Below are 17,204 nucleotides of genomic sequence, written 5' to 3' on the forward strand. Positions count from 1 at the left end.
AGAATATGAAAGGTGCTGTTAAGAAATTGGATACATGGAATCTTCCTACAGCGCCACAAACATTTTTTCAAGAACATCTCCCACAAAATAAGCAAGAAAGGCAGCCAATCCGCCCAATAATAAGGTCTCGACAATACCCCACAAGACATTCTTTTCAGTCACTATACTTTTAAGGCTTCCTACTATAGCCAAAGCCACTCCCGTTAAGACGCAGGAATAAAGAAAAAGGTCTTGCTGAATGGAAGGTCCCGTGCCTGTGAACACATAGGAGAGTAAGGGAACGGAACCTACTACAACAAAACTGAAAAAAGTCATTCCTGCTGTTTTCCAGGGAGCTTTATCGCTTTTCACCATCTCCAGTTCTTCCTTCATCATGGTATCCACCCAAATATCCTTGTCGGCTGTAATCACGGCTACAACCTGTTCCAGTAGTTCGCCCTGAAAGCCTTTAGCAGAGTAGATATCTCTTATTTCCTGGATCTCCTTTTCCCGCAGATTTTCAATTTCCCAGTATTCAACCTGCTTATGCCTTTCAAATGTATCTCTTTCTGCTTTAGTGGAAAAAAAATTGCCGACGCTCATGGAAAAGCCGTCGGCAATAAGATTGGCAAGTCCCAAAATGATTACCACCTCAATTCCCAGGCTGGCACCTTCGGCTCCCGCAACAACGGCGAAAGTAGTTATAGCGCCGTCAATGCCACCGTAAACGAACTCAGAAATATATTCTTTGTTGAAAAAGAAGATCTTTTCGCGGGAATGAAGTTGAGTTTCCTTCATTTGGTTAGAATTGGCAGATTTTTATTCGGGACCGTGAGGTTCTCTCCCGGTTTCCATCTCGATCTCGATCTCCACATTCACATCTTTTTCGTACCGCTTGCCTTTAATCTCGTCATGCCTGTGGAATTCGGGAGCGGGGATCTCCAGTTGGACCCTGTATTTCCCTTCCTTCGGAATTTTAAAGAAAGCCCCGTAGTGAAGCAGGAAAGGATGCCACAGAAGTGGAAAATCTGTTTCAATGATCTGCTTCCCGTCTTCATCCAGTACCTTTCCGCGGATCTTTAGCCCCGGAATAAATCTTTTGTCCTTTTTATCTCTTACCACCACCTCCAGGTGTGTATTAAAGCCTTCTTTGGGAGTTTTCCACTCCAGTTTTCCGGCCTCGAGCTGGTAAGTGCCTTCAGCCTCTTCCGAAGCGAGGCTAATGATGTAGTCATCCACCTCCTTCTCGGCGTGGTTATCGATTTCTTTCATATAATCCAGGGCTGCGGAATATGCTTTCCCCTGATCTTCGGCCAGTTTAATCTTTTTTTGGTTGTCTTCAATTTCCATTTTTTTAATCTTACAGGTTAGTCTCTTTAAGGTAAGAAGAAGTAGGTACTTTTCCTGCTAATGCCCTGTTAAAACAGGTGCCTGAAAGAGCCATTTTTGATCCACTTTATTTCTGAAGTCATAGCGGGAAAAGAGGTTCCTGAAGGTTGGAAATTGAAACAATATCCTGTCAAAAATGACTTTTCCTCGGAAGATTTCTACAGGAGTATTATTTAAATTTACCTGTAAGGAGTAGTGCCTTTTACCTGATGTGGGTTCGGCACCTTCCGCCGAAGGATCAGTGCTGTAATGGCTGCCGTTATTAATCCTGTTATTGCAGCCCAGACCATGCTCTGGATGATGTAATTTTTCGAGCTGAAATAAGTTTCAGCCTCCTCCCGGCTCATTTCTCCGGCTTCTATGGAATATTCGGTAATGTTCCTGAAGTAATCGGGGGTTACTAACTCGCTGATGAGCAATTGTACAAAAGGGGAAAGAATTACAATTCCCAAAGTAAGAATAGCACCCGACTTAAAGCCTTCCTGCCAGCTCATAAAGCCATTATGGAAATTCTTCCTCCTGTCATAAAGTGCCAAGAGGTAGATGCCAATTGCGACTATTGCAAAAAAGCTGCTGTAGAACGCATGATCTGCTATGAACTCATCATGTAACCCAAATAGTTTCTCTCCTATCATCCAGAGGATCATAGCAACAGAAAATATAATGGCCCATTTGATCTCAATGCGATACTTGCTCATGTCGTGAAGGTTAGTTTTTTAAAAATACGAAAAAAAGCAACTGTTAAATAAACTGAAGAATAAAAGAATTCGCAGGCTTGCCTCAAACTGAATTTGTTTCAGGTGTTGAGATGCTGAAATAAATTCAGCATGACGCGGGTAGGGATTCATCAACCTGGACTTGTTTTGAGATGTACTTTAACCTGATTAATTGAAGAGATGCTGAAATTAATTCAGCATGACGGGACCTCTAAAAAGGATGCTGAAATGAATTCAGCATGACGCGGGTAGGGATTCATCAACCTGAACTTGTTTTGAGATATACTCTAACCTGATTAATTGAAGAGATGCTATAAATAATTCAGCATGATGGGATTTCTAAAAAAGGATGCTGAAATGAATTCAGCATGACGAGAATTCCGAACGTCAACCTGAACTTGTTTCAGGTTCTAATAAGGTCCTGCCGAGATACATCATCAAAAAATAAAAGGTCTGAAAGACAATTTTATCTTTCAGACCTTTTCATTTTACTGACCACTGACCACTGACCACTGACCACTGACCACTGACCACTGATCGCCGACCACTGATCACCGACCACTAAAAACTATTCATCAACCAGCACCCAATCACCTTTGTCAAGTAACGGAATGGCTTGTTTGAACTTCATGCTCTTATTCTCCCCGGTCATTACATTCTTGATCGTCACTTTATCATTACGGCCGATCTTAGGACGCTCCCTGGTGATGGTTTCGGTTACCTGAGGACGACGCTGCTGAGTTTGCCCTGCGGCCCTGCTTTGTGCAGCTCTTTCGTCCATGTTAGGGATCTCCTCTTTCGAAGTTTCAATGTTCTCTTTTTTCCTAGTCTGCCTTGCCTCACGGATCTGTGCCGGATTTGGTGCCGGAAGTTCCCCTTTGAAAAGGAAGGAAATAACATCCTTGTTTACCTGGTCAAGCATCACCTTGAACAATTCAAAAGCCTCGAATTTGTAGATCAATAAAGGATCTTTCTGCTCGTGTACGGCCAGCTGAACGCTCTGCTTTAATTCGTCCATCTTTCTGAGGTGCGTCTTCCAGGCATCATCAATAATGGCCAAACTGATGTTCTTTTCGAAATCGGATATCAGTTGTTTTCCTTCAGTTTCATAAGCTTTCTCCAGGTTTGTTACCACCTGTAGAGTCTTTACTCCGTCGGTAAACGGTACCGCGATCCTTTCAAAGCTATTGCCTTTATCTTCCCAAACCTGTTTGATCACAGGATAGGCAGCTTCGGCATTGCTCTTCATTTTTGCACGATAATGCTCATAAGCAGCTTTATAGATCACCTGTGCGATCTTCTGAAAATCCATTTTGTCGAATTCCTCTTCAGTAATAGGAGAGCTCATCGAGAAATAACGGATCAACTCGAACTCAAAGTTCTTGAAGTCATTCGCCATTTTATTAGTTTCGGCAATGCTTTCCGAAGTATCATAGATCATGTTGGCGATATCCACGCGCAGACGATCTCCAAATAGGGCATGATAACGGCGCTTGTAAACCACCTCCCGTTGGGCGTTCATTACATCATCATATTCCAATAGTCGCTTACGAACCCCGAAGTTGTTCTCCTCAACTTTTTTCTGAGCCCGCTCAATGGATTTGGAGATCATGGAGTGTTGAATAACCTCTCCCTCTTCCAGACCCATGCGGTCCATAAGTTTCGCAATTTTTTCTGAACCGAAAAGCCGCATCAGGTTATCTTCAAGAGATACGTAGAACTGCGAACTTCCGGGATCTCCCTGTCGACCGGCACGTCCCCGAAGCTGCCTGTCGACACGTCGTGAATCGTGACGCTCTGTACCTACGATGGCAAGACCGCCCGCTTCTTTAACTTCCTTCGAAAGCTTGATATCTGTACCACGACCGGCCATGTTGGTGGCAATCGTCACCACGCCACTGTTACCTGCTTCGGCAACAATATCGGCCTCTTTCTTGTGCAGCTTTGCGTTGAGAACGTTGTGAGGTACATTCCGCAGCTTAAGCATACGACTGAGCAACTCTGAAATCTCTACGGAAGTTGTACCGATAAGCACCGGCCTTCCGGCTCTGGAAAGTTCGGTCACATGCTCAATGACGGCATTGTATTTCTCACGCTTGGTCTTGTAGACCAGGTCTTCTTTATCTTTTCTGGCAATCGGGCGATTCGTCGGAATCTCTACCACATCAAGTTTATAGATCTCCCAGAATTCTCCGGCTTCGGTCACAGCAGTACCTGTCATACCCGAAAGTTTGCTGTACATCCTGAAGTAATTCTGAAGCGTTACCGTAGCAAAGGTTTGGGTAGCATCTTCGATCTTCACATTTTCCTTAGCCTCAATCGCCTGGTGGAGTCCGTCGCTGTAACGACGACCTTCCATGATACGTCCCGTTTGCTCATCAACGATCTTCACCTTGTTATCCATCACCACATATTCGGTGTCTTTTTCGAACAGCGTATAAGCTTTCAATAGCTGACGCATGGTGTGGATACGCTCACTCTTCACGCTATAGTCACGGAAAAGCTCTTCTTTCTTTTCAGCTTCTTCTTCCTTGGAAAGACCTTCTTTTTCGATCTTGGCGATCTCCATTCCGATTTCGGGCATCACGAAGAAATCGGGATCATCTTTTCCTGAAAGAAATTCGATTCCTTTATCGGTAAGATCGATCTGGTTGTTCTTTTCCTCGATCACGAAATACAACTCGGCATCAACCGTAGGCATTTCCCGGTTGTTATCGGCCATGTACTTGTTCTCGGTCTTTTGAAGTAAGGTCTTGATCCCTTCTTCACTCAAATATTTAATAAGAGCTTTATTCTTCGGAAGTCCGCGGTAAACGCGCAGCAATTGCAAGCCGCCTTCTTCAGTATTACCGGCAGCTATAAGTTTTTTAGCTTCAGCAAGAACTCCGGTAAGATATTTTCTCTGTACGTCAACAATATTGGCAATTGCAGGTTTCAGTTGATCAAATTCATGTACATCTCCCTTCGGAATAGGACCCGAAATGATCAAAGGCGTCCTTGCATCATCGATTAGCACGGAATCCACCTCATCCACAATGGCGTAGTTATGTGGACGCTGCACAAGATCATCGGGGGAATGCGACATGTTATCCCGCAGATAATCAAATCCGAATTCATTATTGGTTCCGTAGGTAATATCGGCATTATAAGCCTTTCTACGCGCCGCAGAGTTCGGTCTGTGGTAATCAATACAATCCACGCTTAATCCATGGAACTGAAACAATGGAGCCATCCATGCGCTGTCACGTTTGGCCAGGTAATCATTCACTGTAACCAGGTGGACCCCATTTCCGGTAAGAGCGTTGAGATACATAGGAAGCGTCGCTACAAGCGTTTTACCTTCCCCTGTCTGCATCTCTGCAATTTTCCCCTGGTGCATGGCAACTCCACCAATAAGCTGTACATCGTAGTGCACCATATCCCAGGTCACAGGCTTTCCTGCAGCATCCCAGGAGTTCTTCCAGATGGCGTGATCGCCATCCAGAGTCACATAATCTTTTTCGGCAGATAGCTCACGATCGTAGGCCGAAGCCGTTACTTTTAGTTCAGTATTTTCTTTGAATCGCTTGGCTGTTTCCTTAACAGTCGCAAATGCTTCCGGCAGGATCTCATTTAAAACACTTTCAGAAATTTCGTAGGACTTTTCTTTTAAAGCGTCTATTTCGGCGTAGATATCTTCTTTTCGGGTAATGTCTTCAAAGGCATCGGCTTCAGCATTCAAGGTCTCCATCTGCTCATTCACTTCCTTAATGGCCTCCTGTATTCTGGTCTTAAAAGAAAGGGTCTTCGCTCTCAGCTCGTCAAGAGAAAGAGCTTCAAATTCTTTTTCGAGAGCGAGGATCTTGTTGACAATAGGCTGAATTTCCTTGATGTCTTTTTTAGACTTGTCGCCGACAAAAACTTTCAATACGGTATCTAAAAAACTCATATGTTTTTGTGGATTTTAATATGTCAAAGTTAAGCAAAAAAAAAGCCTCAAATCTGAGACTTTTTTCTGCGTTATTGTGGTGTGCGTTTAATATTCATCTTCATTCCAGAGGTAGTCCTCATCTGTAGGGTAATCGGGCCAGATCTCCTCTATTGAATCATAGGAATCTCCTTCATCCTCAATTGCCTGCAGGTTTTCAACAACCTCCAGGGGAGCACCCGTCCTGATGGCGTAATCAATTAACTCATCTTTTGTGGCGGGCCATGGCGCATCACTTAAATAGGATGCTAATTCTAATGTCCAATACATCGGTTAATCGGTTTAAATTTTTGCAAAAATAATTTTTTTGACGAGATAGTCAAGAAAAAAATCATGTTTTTATCATTAATTTAAAGAACGTTTTTCTTACACATAAATCCCTTAAAAATAAAGGTCTTAGGTAGAATGGCAGTCAAAATTTTTTCAGGAATCCTTTTGCGGGATCCACTTGATTTCTTTTGCCTGTAGGTCATGAGTCAACTTTCGTGCCAGCACAAAAAGGTAGTCACTTAGGCGGTTGAGGTACTGCAAAACCTGTTCTTCAAAAGGTTCAATTTCGTAAAGGGCCGTAGCCAAGCGCTCGGCGCGACGGCATACACAGCGTGCGACGTGACAAACTGACACCGCTTGATGCCCTCCGGGAAGCACAAAGTGAGTCATTGGCGGCAGACTTTCATTCATCTTGTCCATTTCCTGTTCTAAAAGTTCAATGTCCTCTTTGGAGATCTGCGGAATATCAAGCCGTTTTTTACCACTTTTAAGAACAGCTTTTTCGGGATCTGTGGCTAAAGTAGAGCCTATGGTAAAAAGCCGGTCCTGGATCCTGATGATCGTGTTGTACGTGTGCTCATCCACTTTCTGGTCTCTTAATAAACCGAGATTGGAATTGAGCTCGTCAACTGTGCCGTAACTTTCAATGCGTATATGGTGTTTCGGGACTCTGGTGCCGCCAAAAAGGGCAGTAGTGCCTTTGTCTCCGGTCCTGGTGTAAATTTTCATTGCTTGTTTTTTTATCTCCTTTTCAGAAAGCTGCCTAAAATAGGAAAAATCCGGCGTTTTGAATAATGATTAACAGCTGAAAAGGTTGCAGGTTTCAAGTTGGAGGTTATCCGGGTTGGGCGTTGCGAGTTACGGGTTTGACAAATCTGTTGCCCGTTGCTGGTTGCCTGTTGCCAGATTTGCCAAAGTTTTAAGGGTTCTCACAAAACAGTAAACTTTTTCCAGAAAGTGTTGTAGAAATGAACTTTGGTAAATCGGCTTGTAGCGAGTTGAGGACTGCAGGTTGTGAACTTTAAAGATTTCAGGTTGTAGAGTTTTATCTTGTGGAGATGTTTTAAGTATAAAACAAGGGGTGCCAAAAAGGTTATTTTTGGGAAGTGTTCTTCAGAATGTTCTTAAAAGTATTTGTAGAAAGCCAAATGGTCTCAAGAAAATATGTCACTCAAAATTAACTTCAGGAGTTCTGTTCTTGTGCTTTCTGCTAAATTTTCCGCGGATCTTATCACTTAAAGAACGACGCCATTCCAGCTCTTTCTTTCTCCTTTTTATGCTTCGCAGCCAATAGAAAAAAGATACACCCACACAGAAAAGTGCCAGGTATAAAAAGATCTCATTTGTCAAAAACTCCATCATGGTGCTAGGAATTAGATGAAGTTAATTTAGCGAAAATAACTGGAAACCCGAAAGTTAGACTGTGTTAAAAACAGGATAAATTATTGTCTGTTCTTTCTTTTTCTTTCGTTGTAGCGATTCCTGAAGCTCCTGTTCTTCTTATTCTCCCGGTTCTTTTTGGACTGATTTCTATTCCAAAGAAAAAAGATTAAAAAGACCACGATAAGGATGATGTAGAGAAGGGTATCGCTGTCGAGGAAAGACATTTTCTATTAGTTAGGAGTTTAGAGTTATGAGTTCGGAGTTAAAATGTAAGAAATTAACGGACGAACTAAAAAAGAGAAAATTTTAGTGAAGACTCACAATTTTCTGTCCACTGATTACTGATTACTGACCACTGATTACTGAGGACTGTGCGACAGCACTTCCTTCCTTTCATCACTTTCAACCATTCCGTCGCGAAGGCGGATGATGCGATGGGCGTGGCGGGCGATGTCTTCTTCGTGGGTTACGAGGATCACAGTATTTCCGGAAGCATGGATTTCGTCAAACAGGTTCATGATCTCTACGGAAGTTTTGGAATCGAGATTTCCGGTCGGCTCATCGGCAAGAATAATGGAAGGATTGTTTACCAGAGCTCTTCCCACAGCCACTCTTTGACGTTGCCCTCCGGAAAGCTGATTTGGCTTGTGGTCCATCCGGTCTGCCAGCCCGACATCGGCAAGCACCTTTTCTGCACGTTCCTTTCTTTGAGATTTGGAGGCCCCGGCATAGATCATGGGTAATGCGACGTTCTCCAGGGCAGTGGTGCGAGGCAGCAGGTTGAAAGTCTGAAACACAAAACCGATCTCCTTGTTCCTGATCTCTGCCAGTTCATTATCGCTCATCTGGCTAACGTCCTTTCCATTGAGAATATATTGACCGGAAGTTGGGGTATCCAGACAGCCAAGGATGTTCATAAGTGTCGATTTTCCGGAACCTGATGGTCCCATAAAAGCGACATATTCTCCTTTTTCAATGTCCAGGTCAATCCCTTTTAAAACCTTTACTACTTCCTGTCCCAGGTAAAAGTCCCGGGTAATTTGCCTAATCTTAATTACGCTGCTCATATAACTGTTGAATTCAGAAGTTAGACGCAAGGTAAGGGAGTTTGTTACAATTTGTTCAATTGTCAATTAGCATTAACCAATTAACAGGATTAAATTGGTGGTGAGGGAGGAGACAATCCAACCGCGGAAATCTCCTGATGGGGAAGAAAAGCTGAGTATTAATGGGTTTGAAATTTCTCAATCCTTGAAGAGGGAGAGTACCTGTCTGGCGATAGGTAGGCTTCAGTCGCCGTTCCGGCTCCTTTGCCAGAACGAAAAGAACTGAACTTATACTTTTTACCCCTAAATCCCCTAAAGGGGACTTAAACCTAGCTCCGGAGGAGCGAAATATTTATAGATGAATTTTGGGACTACCAGGAGCTCCAGCGGAGCGGTATACAATTCTTTTGTTTAAGGAAAGAAGGATGTAAAGAAATCCTAAAGAGGGAGATTGCTTCGTCGCCTTGTCGGCTTCTCGCAAAGACGTAAAAAAAAAAGCTAATAGGAAAGCTAATGGCCAACGGCTAACAGCCAACAGTTCATATATGTCATTCCGACGGCAGGAGGAATCTCTAGTGAAAACGAGAGATTCTTCCCTCCGCAAAAGCTTCGTTCTGAATGATAGAGAAGAGCTAAAGGCCATGGCCAAAAGCACATATATGTCATTCCGACGGCAGGAGGAATCTCTAATGAATACGAAAGATTATTCGCTTTGCAAAAAGCTGCGCTCTGAATGTCGCTATAACTCAATCAAACCCGAATTACAAAGTGCTCCTTCTCCTGTTCTCTGCGAAAGAATACCAATCCCCAATGAAAAGTATCTATAGAAACTCTCACTTTCGGATGTGCCTTTATCTCTTCCCATGCTTCTTCCATACCTTTTGACCAATGGATGTCGTCAAAGATTATGACAGAGTCGTTGTGAATAGTTGGAAGTAGCTTTTCAAAATAGGATAATGTCGCTTCTTTTTGATGGTTACCGTCGATGTAAACTAGATCGTAGTTAGGAGTTGGGAGTTGGGAATTCGGAGTTTTGAGTTGTAAGTTGTCGGTTGTCAGTTGTGAGTTGTCGGTTATCGGTTGACTGTCTTTAAAAGGTTGAGGAAAGGACGATCGATTTGCTGTTGGAGAAGAATTGGGATTTGGGATTTGGAATTTGGAATTTTCCCTGTTCTCTAAGACATCCTCAAATCTCCCAACGATAAGCTGAATATTATTGATTCTGAAGTCATTAAATTTTTCCCCTGCTATTGCAGCAGTTTCCGGACATCCTTCAATGGTGGTGATCTTCACCTCATTTCCTGCCGCCATGGCTGCTGTTCCCAGTCCGAGGTGGGTGCCTAGTTCCAGGGCATGATCCACTTCTAAATACCTTACCAGCCGATTCAGAAGTCGGGCGCGTTTGGGAGAAATCCCGGCGTTTTTTACCATTTTTGACACCTCCCGTTCGTCTGATGTGAAGACCCTGCTGCCGGCGCCAAAGTCTTTTAATTTAATTTTTCTTTTGTCCTGCAGTAAAGATTGACGGTATTGCTTCAGAATAGAGTAGGAGGGATATTTTTTTTTATCATAAAAACATTTGGTCACCAGACTATAAACAAACGGCGAATGCACTCCATGTTGGTTGGTGGAGCGTAATAAAAAATCAAAATATGCTGGTATGAGATGAATCATATTTTAATCATGAAGATTTTTAAAATTCCAAAATACGAGTACCAAATTCCAAGTCTGCCACAACCTTGAACTTTAAACATTGAACCTGGAATTAGCCAAGGGCTTTGTCTCCCAACTCAAACCACCTTTCGGTCTTTTGCTCGATCTCCTCTTCGATCTTGCTCAATTCTTTTGATGTTTTTTCAATTTCCTCCGGACTTAGATCCTGAAGAAATTTTTGCTGCACTTCTTCCTTTTTCTTTTCCAGGTTGTGGATCTCCTTTTCGAGCTTGTTGTATTCCTTCTGCTCGTTATAGGTGAGTCCGGTGCCGGTGTTGCTTTCTTTTTTCCAGGACTTTTTATCAGAAACTGCTTCCGGCTTTTCTTCAGGTTTGCTCTCGGGGCTCGCTTCGTACTCGCGGTAGTCGGTATAATTTCCTGGGAAATCTTCGATCTCTGCATTGCCTTTGAAAACGAACAGGTGATCCACGATCTTATCCATAAAGTACCTGTCGTGGGAAACCACCACCAGACAACCAGGGAAATCGAGCAGGAAATTTTCCAGCACGTTCAGGGTTACGATGTCCAGATCGTTGGTAGGTTCATCCAGAATTAGAAAATTCGGATTCTGAATAAGCACCGTACACAGGTAAAGCCGTTTCTTTTCCCCTCCACTCAGCTTATCTACATAATCATACTGCTTCTTACGGTCAAAAAGGAAACGCTCGAGCAGCTGCTGAGCAGAGATCTGCCGGCCCTTTTTCAGCGGGATATAATCTCCAAATTCCCTTATCACGTCGATCACCTTCTGACCTTCCTTGACCTCAATTCCGCGCTGAGTGTAGTATCCAAACTTTATAGTTTCTCCAATAGTTATCTTTCCGGAGTCAGGTTGAAGTCCGCCGGTGAGGATGTTCAGAAAAGTGGATTTTCCGGTACCGTTTTTTCCGATGATCCCAATACGATCTCCCGGCTGAAAGTTATAATTAAATTTGTCCAGCAGCTGCAGATCTCCAAAGCTTTTTGAGACATTATGGAACTCCACGATCTTGTTTCCCAGCCGCTCCATATTGATCTCGAGCTGTACCTGATGGTCATTGCGACGTTTTGAGGCACGATCTTTTATCTCATAAAAATCATCAATCCGGGATTTGGATTTGGTGGTACGGGCTTTCGGCTGCCGGCGCATCCAATCCAGTTCCTTTTTAAAAAGCTGTTTTGCCTTATCTGTATTTGTCTGCTCTAATGCAACGCGTTCATCCTTTTTGCTAAGGTAGTAGGAGTAGTTTCCTTTATAGGTGTAGAGGTTTCCATCCTCCAGTTCCACGATCTCATTACACACCCGCTCCAGGAAATACCTGTCGTGAGTCACCATGAAGATGGTGAAGTTTTCCTTTCGGAAGAATTCCTCCAGCCACTCGATCATATCCAGGTCCAGGTGGTTGGTAGGCTCATCCATAATGATTAGGTCCGGTTTATTTAGGATCATCGAAGCCAGCGCCAGACGTTTTTTTTGTCCGCCGCTAAGGCTGCCGACCATCGCGTGCAGATCTTCCAGCTTCAGCTTAAAGAGGATCTGTTTATAGGTAGTCTCAAAATCCCATGCCTGATGCGAATCCATCTGTTCAAAAGCCTTTTGATAAACATCGGCATCTTCAGGATTTTCAAGAGCCTTTTCATAACGTTCGATCACCTTGAGGATCTCATTATCTGAAGCGAAAATAGTTTGCTCTACGGTTAACTTCGGATCCAAATTGGGTTCCTGCGGAAGAAAAGCAGTGGTGATATCTTTGCGATAAACTACCTTTCCGGCATCAGGGATATCAGCCCCCGAAAGGATGTTTAACAGGGAAGTTTTTCCTGTTCCATTCTTGGCTACAAAACCGACTTTGTCCCCCTCGTTGATCCCAAAGGAGATTCCCGAGAAAAGCTCCCGCTCGCCATAAGCTTTAGCTACATTTTCAACAGATAGATAATTCACGCAGATATTTTTGGCAAAAGTAGGTATTTCAATGATCAATTAGCAATAACAATTAAAGGGAGAAATTTCAATTTACAAGCACCAAATTCCAAACTTGATTTGAAGATTTGAAAATTTGAAAATTTGAAGATAAAGAGGGGTTGGCTTTTGGCTGTTGGCCTTTGGCTCATTTCCGGAGGTTGGGGTGGTAATCCTGATGACGAGAGATCTTCAAAAAATCGCAAGCTTGAAATCGTGCAACTGGAACCAAACATTTTCCTCCTACCTGCAACAGAAAAAACCCACAACACATAACTCGCAACCCGCTTTACATACTTATTTTCTAAATCCTGCGTTATAATTGGACAATTTATTGGACGTATATAAAAAAATCCTTTTTATTTGTATACCAATTTGAAGTATATTCCAAATCTTATGAAAAATTATCTGCTAGGCCTGCTTTTTATTTTTGCGGCTACTTCTACCGCTTTTTCTCAAACTACTTTCGAATACGGACTCAAAGGAGGAATCAATTATTCTATGGGTGGAGAAGTGGAAGGATTTGACTCTACTCTCAACTATTGGGATGGGATTGCGGAAGGTGTGGGAGCAATTGGGTTCCATGGTGGGGTTTTTGGGCAGGTAAACTTTGGCAAATTCTTCATTCGTCCCGAGGTGGTTTATAATTCTTTAATCCAGGAATTTGAGATCCCTAAAAGAGAAGAAAATACTGAATATTCGGTGCAGACTTTTACTATTCCAATGATGGTGGGATATAATATTTGGGGTCCTCTCGATCTGTATGCTGGACCCGTATATTCAAATGTTCTTGATGCACGGATTGAAGGAGATGAATCTAATGCTCTTATAGTTTTTCAAAATACCCCAATAAATGCTCAAGTAGGTGCGAAAGTTGAAATTGGCCGTTTCGGCCTGGATGTAAGATATGAGCATTCTTTGTCAGATCCAGAGGTCCAGAGTTTGGACTTCGATAACAAACTTTTTGGTGGAAACCAGGGTGGGGCTAACCGTGGTGCTTTTAATGATTCTAGGCTAAATCAGGTGATTGTCAGTCTTATTTTTAAAATAGGGGGTCCCGGTCTTAACGAGAGAAGGAGGAGAGCCTGTTACTAAAGTAAGCAGTGCACAGTACTAAGTTGGCAGTTTTTCAGAGAAACAAGAGCCAAGAATCAAGAGTCAAGACTTTTTATTGTGGTAGGTGCTCAGTGATTAAAATCCAGTCCACCATCTGATGTTATACTCCTTCGCTAAAAAAACGTGGTTCGGGGGACATAACATTTCGCAATTTAAACCCAACCCCGCCAATAGCTAAAGACCAATGGCTTTTATTCCTCTGACTCTCTTCTCATTAATTTATACCCATTGGACATCTACAAAATCATACTTCGCCCTCCGTACTTCTAAAATCGTATTTCCACTAACTTCATTTAACAAACTAGTGCTTCAATTATTTTATTATTAACATTCAAAACCTATATTTGTCTATACCTATTTATCCATAATGAGTGTCAGGCATTTAGTTGCAATTGTTAGTTTGTTAATGTTCGTTTCCTCTTGTGTGCCTACAAAGAGGTTGAAATACCTTCAGGAAACAGAGGCAACAACAGATAGTATTATTACAGTAGAAAGGATCCAGAAGCCTTATATAATACAGGTAAATGACCTCTTAAGTATTCGGGTTAAGGCGATCGATCAGGATGCAGTGGGAATGTTCAATCCTATTGGAGATGAGAATCCTAATGCTACAGGTGAAGAAAGACTTTACTATGACGGATTTCTTGTTGATGCTCATGGAAACATAAGAGTTCCGACTTTGGGAGAGGTAAATGTGCTAGGATATACAGTTGATGAGGTTAGAGAAAAAATTGAGAAAGCGCTTTTGGAGAATTATTTTAAAGAGCAGGCAAATATTTTTGTTACGGTAAAGCTGGCAGGAATAAGATATACTACCATTGGAGAAATAGGATCCGGAAGTCAGGTGATCTATAAAGAGCAGGTGACGATCATGGAGGCTATTGCAAATGCAGGAGATATTTCAGAATTTGGGGACAGGACAGATGTGGTGATCGTAAGGCAATACCCGGGAGGGGAGAAGCGGCACCATATAGATCTTACAACCATTGATGCTATGAGGTCACCCTATTACTATATTCAACCCAACGACCTCATCATAGTAAATCCTCTACCACAAAAGACGATTGGGCTTGGTACCACTGGGCTGGAAGTTTTCAGGACCGTAACTTCCGTTCTGGCATTAGTTGTTAGTAGTGTTTTAATATTTACACGATGACGTATGGCACATGAAGATGATCACATTAGCGATGTAGGCTCCACCTTTGATTTTAAGGGTTTTGTACTAAAGGTTTTCAGTTACTGGCAGCTTATTTTGATTTCCATAGCTATAAGCGTTGGGGTAGCATATTATAACAATGTAAGAAAGCTTCCTGTATACAGACTTGGAAATTCTATTTCCATTAAAGACGACCAGAACCCTTTCTTTACCAGTAATACCAGTCTTACCTTTAACTGGGGCGGTACCTCCGACAAGGTTAACACTGCTATGACTATTCTACGCTCTCGCTCACATAATGAAGAGGTAGTAGAGCGGCTTCAATATTATATTGGATATCAGCAGGACGGGAAATATCAACGGGTGAATGCCTACGGATTTACACCCTTTAAAGTAGTGGCTGATACTGCAGCTTTTCAGGCTCAGGGAAAAACCTTTACCATCAGATTTAAGGACCCTGAGACCTTTACCCTGAGCACAAATTTTTCCGGAGGCAGTACTTCCGTATTTAATTACCGAACAAAAGAATATTCTTCTGTAGTGGTTGAAGATGGGTTGTTTGAGAGGGAATACAGATTGAACGAGCCAATAAATCTACCTTTTTTCAGCGGAACTCTCATTCCCACAAAAACTTCACCCGTAATAGATAAACCCTTTTATGTACATTTTAAGCACTTTGATGGAACGGTGGGACGGTGGAAAGGGGTTTCTGTAAGTCCCCAGTCACAAGGGGCTTCTGTATTAAATCTTTCTCTTACAGGAGATAATAAAGCCGAAATAGTTGACTATCTCAACGGCACAGTAAGAGTGCTAAGCCAAAATATGCTGGAGCGAAAAAACCTTTTTGCGACCAAGACAATCAGGTTTATTGACAGTTCCCTTAACGTAAAAGCAATGGAGCTTAAGGTGGTGGAAGATGAATTGAACAATTTCAGAAACACCAATTCCATTCTCGATATTTCTGCGGAAAGCAGTCAGTTGAATTCAAAGCTGACAGCATTAGATGTGCGCAAGGAAAATATCGCCCGGCAGCTGGCCTATTACGAAACCCTTCAGGATTACCTGCAAACACGGAGTGATTATTCCGATGTGCCTGCGCCATCTGTAGCCGGGATCGCTGAAGGAAGTATTGTTAGTGGCGTGGGAAGGATTCTTACTTTGGCGGAAGAGCGGCGGAAATATGAGTATTCCTTACAGGAAAATTCTCCTGTTTTTAATGACATAGATCGGCAGATCAATGCAGTAAAAGATGTTTTACTGGAGAATATGGCTTCCTCCCAGGACCTGCTAAGAAGGGAGCTTAGGGAAATCAATCGCGATATTGCCCTGGCCGAAGGGGAGATAAGGAAACTGCCACAGGAAGAGCAGGATCTGCTTAAGATTCAACGTAAGTACTCTATAAGTGAGCGCACTTACAATATGTTTCTGGAAAAGCGCAGTGAAGCCGGACTCATTAAAGCGGCGAACGTAAGTGATGTGATGGTGATCGATACCGCCAAAGATACCGGTGGGGGACAGATAGGACCCAACACACAGCTCAATTATGTAATGGCGCTAATGGTAGGTGGAATGATTCCTCTTACATTCGTCTTCCTGCTGGTGTTCCTGAATACAAACGTGCATAACGCACAGGAGGTGACGAGGCTTTCACCAATTCCTATTCTGGGGATGATCGGGAAAAGCAGAATGGATACCAATCTTGCAGTTTTTAATAAACCTAAATCCGCTATTGCTGAAGGGTTTAGGGGACTGCGATCCAGTCTGCAGTTTATGTATAAAAAACAAGGTGTTACCGGCTCAAAAACAGTACTTATTACTTCGTCTGTTTCAGGGGAAGGGAAAACCTTCTGTGCCATGAACCTGGCAACGGTTTTTGCCCTGAGCGAGAAGAAAACCGTGCTACTGGGTGCTGACTTGCGAAAGCCGAAGATCTTTGATGATTTCAAGATCAACAACGACGTGGGAGTAGTCAACTATTTAATTGGTCAGGAGTCTCTTGAAAATATTATTCAGCCCAGTATGGTGCCACACCTGGACGTGATAACGGCAGGGCCTATTCCGCCGAACCCTTCCGAATTGCTTATGAATGAGCAGATGGAAACCCTGATGAATAAATTGAAAGAACGCTACGATTATATCATCATGGATACCCCGCCGGTCGGGGTAGTTGCCGATGCGCTTAACCTCATCAAATATGCCGATGCTACTTTATATCTAATCCGCCAGGATTACACAAAACGGGGCATGCTGGAGGTAATTAATGAAAAATACAACAAGGGCGAAGTTAAAAATATCTCGTTTGTGTTGAACCACTTTATTCACCGGGCCAAATATGGCTACGGCTATGGCTACGGCTATGGTTACGGTTATGGCTATGGTTACGGCCAATACGGAAAAGGATACGGACAGGAAGATAATACTTTGAAAAAGCGTTGGAAGAAGAAGTGGAGGGAGGTTCTTCGCAACTTCGAATAGTTCTCGCTTTGCTGCAATAGTGGAGAGAGGGGAGAGGAGAGTGGAAAGTCTGTAC

15 protein-coding genes are annotated in these 17,204 nt (G+C 42.9%); 4 read left to right on the forward strand and 11 right to left on the reverse strand.

Annotation, left to right across the window (positions count from 1 at the left end; genetic code table 11):
• Positions 1-45 precede the first annotated feature (45 nt).
• The 11 genes from VR862_RS15295 to VR862_RS15345 form a co-directional block, all read right to left on the reverse strand.
• On the reverse strand, positions 46-777 hold the full coding sequence (locus VR862_RS15295) for a VIT1/CCC1 transporter family protein (RefSeq protein ID WP_324721904.1): 732 nt from the start codon (positions 775-777) through the stop codon (positions 46-48).
• Between the two features lie 21 nt (positions 778-798).
• Complete coding sequence (locus VR862_RS15300) at positions 799-1,329, reverse strand: iron transporter (RefSeq protein ID WP_324721905.1); 531 nt, start codon at positions 1,327-1,329, stop codon at positions 799-801.
• A 218-nt stretch (positions 1,330-1,547) separates the two neighbouring features.
• Positions 1,548-2,066, reverse strand: a complete 519-nt coding sequence (locus VR862_RS15305; RefSeq protein ID WP_324721906.1) for a DUF4199 domain-containing protein — start codon at positions 2,064-2,066, stop codon at positions 1,548-1,550.
• A gap of 586 nt (positions 2,067-2,652) precedes the next feature.
• On the reverse strand, positions 2,653-6,012 hold the full coding sequence (gene secA, locus VR862_RS15310; RefSeq protein WP_324721907.1) for a preprotein translocase subunit SecA: 3,360 nt from the start codon (positions 6,010-6,012) through the stop codon (positions 2,653-2,655).
• A gap of 87 nt (positions 6,013-6,099) precedes the next feature.
• A complete protein-coding gene (locus VR862_RS15315) occupies positions 6,100-6,321 on the reverse strand; it encodes a DUF2795 domain-containing protein (protein WP_008272287.1) in 222 nt (73 codons plus the stop codon).
• A gap of 153 nt (positions 6,322-6,474) precedes the next feature.
• The gene (locus VR862_RS15320; RefSeq protein WP_324721909.1) at positions 6,475-7,050 is read right to left on the reverse strand and encodes a cob(I)yrinic acid a,c-diamide adenosyltransferase; all 576 of its coding nucleotides are present in this window, start codon (positions 7,048-7,050) and stop codon (positions 6,475-6,477) included.
• A gap of 438 nt (positions 7,051-7,488) precedes the next feature.
• Positions 7,489-7,683 (reverse strand): hypothetical protein, encoded by a 195-nt coding sequence (locus tag VR862_RS15325; protein WP_324721910.1) that lies wholly within the window; start codon positions 7,681-7,683, stop codon positions 7,489-7,491.
• 80 nt (positions 7,684-7,763) lie between these two features.
• Positions 7,764-7,928 (reverse strand): hypothetical protein, encoded by a 165-nt coding sequence (locus VR862_RS15330; protein WP_324721911.1) that lies wholly within the window; start codon positions 7,926-7,928, stop codon positions 7,764-7,766.
• 135 nt (positions 7,929-8,063) lie between these two features.
• Complete coding sequence (locus VR862_RS15335) at positions 8,064-8,771, reverse strand: ABC transporter ATP-binding protein (RefSeq protein WP_324721912.1); 708 nt, start codon at positions 8,769-8,771, stop codon at positions 8,064-8,066.
• 729 nt (positions 8,772-9,500) lie between these two features.
• Positions 9,501-10,424, reverse strand: coding sequence for an O-methyltransferase (locus VR862_RS15340; protein ID WP_324721913.1), 924 nt, complete (start codon positions 10,422-10,424; stop codon positions 9,501-9,503).
• 91 nt (positions 10,425-10,515) lie between these two features.
• Entirely contained in the window at positions 10,516-12,384 is a 1,869-nt protein-coding gene (locus VR862_RS15345) for an ABC-F family ATP-binding cassette domain-containing protein (RefSeq protein ID WP_324721914.1), read from the reverse strand.
• A 123-nt stretch (positions 12,385-12,507) separates the two neighbouring features.
• On the opposite strand from VR862_RS15345, the gene VR862_RS15350 reads away from it, so the two are divergent.
• The 4 genes from VR862_RS15350 (at position 12,508) to VR862_RS15365 (ending at position 17,149) form a co-directional block, all read left to right on the forward strand.
• A complete protein-coding gene (locus VR862_RS15350; protein ID WP_324721915.1) occupies positions 12,508-12,678 on the forward strand; it encodes a hypothetical protein in 171 nt (56 codons plus the stop codon).
• Between the two features lie 120 nt (positions 12,679-12,798).
• Positions 12,799-13,497: an outer membrane beta-barrel protein gene (locus tag VR862_RS15355; protein WP_324721916.1), complete on the forward strand. Its 699-nt coding sequence runs from the start codon at positions 12,799-12,801 to the stop codon at positions 13,495-13,497.
• Positions 13,498-13,924: 427 nt separating this feature from the next.
• The gene (locus tag VR862_RS15360) at positions 13,925-14,674 is read left to right on the forward strand and encodes a polysaccharide biosynthesis/export family protein (RefSeq protein ID WP_324721917.1); all 750 of its coding nucleotides are present in this window, start codon (positions 13,925-13,927) and stop codon (positions 14,672-14,674) included.
• Between the two features lie 3 nt (positions 14,675-14,677).
• Positions 14,678-17,149 (forward strand): exopolysaccharide transport family protein, encoded by a 2,472-nt coding sequence (locus VR862_RS15365; protein WP_324721918.1) that lies wholly within the window; start codon positions 14,678-14,680, stop codon positions 17,147-17,149.
• The last annotated feature ends 55 nt before the right edge of the window (positions 17,150-17,204 follow it).

This window comes from Salinimicrobium aquimaris (assembly GCF_035607535.1).
Classification (GTDB): domain Bacteria; phylum Bacteroidota; class Bacteroidia; order Flavobacteriales; family Flavobacteriaceae; genus Salinimicrobium.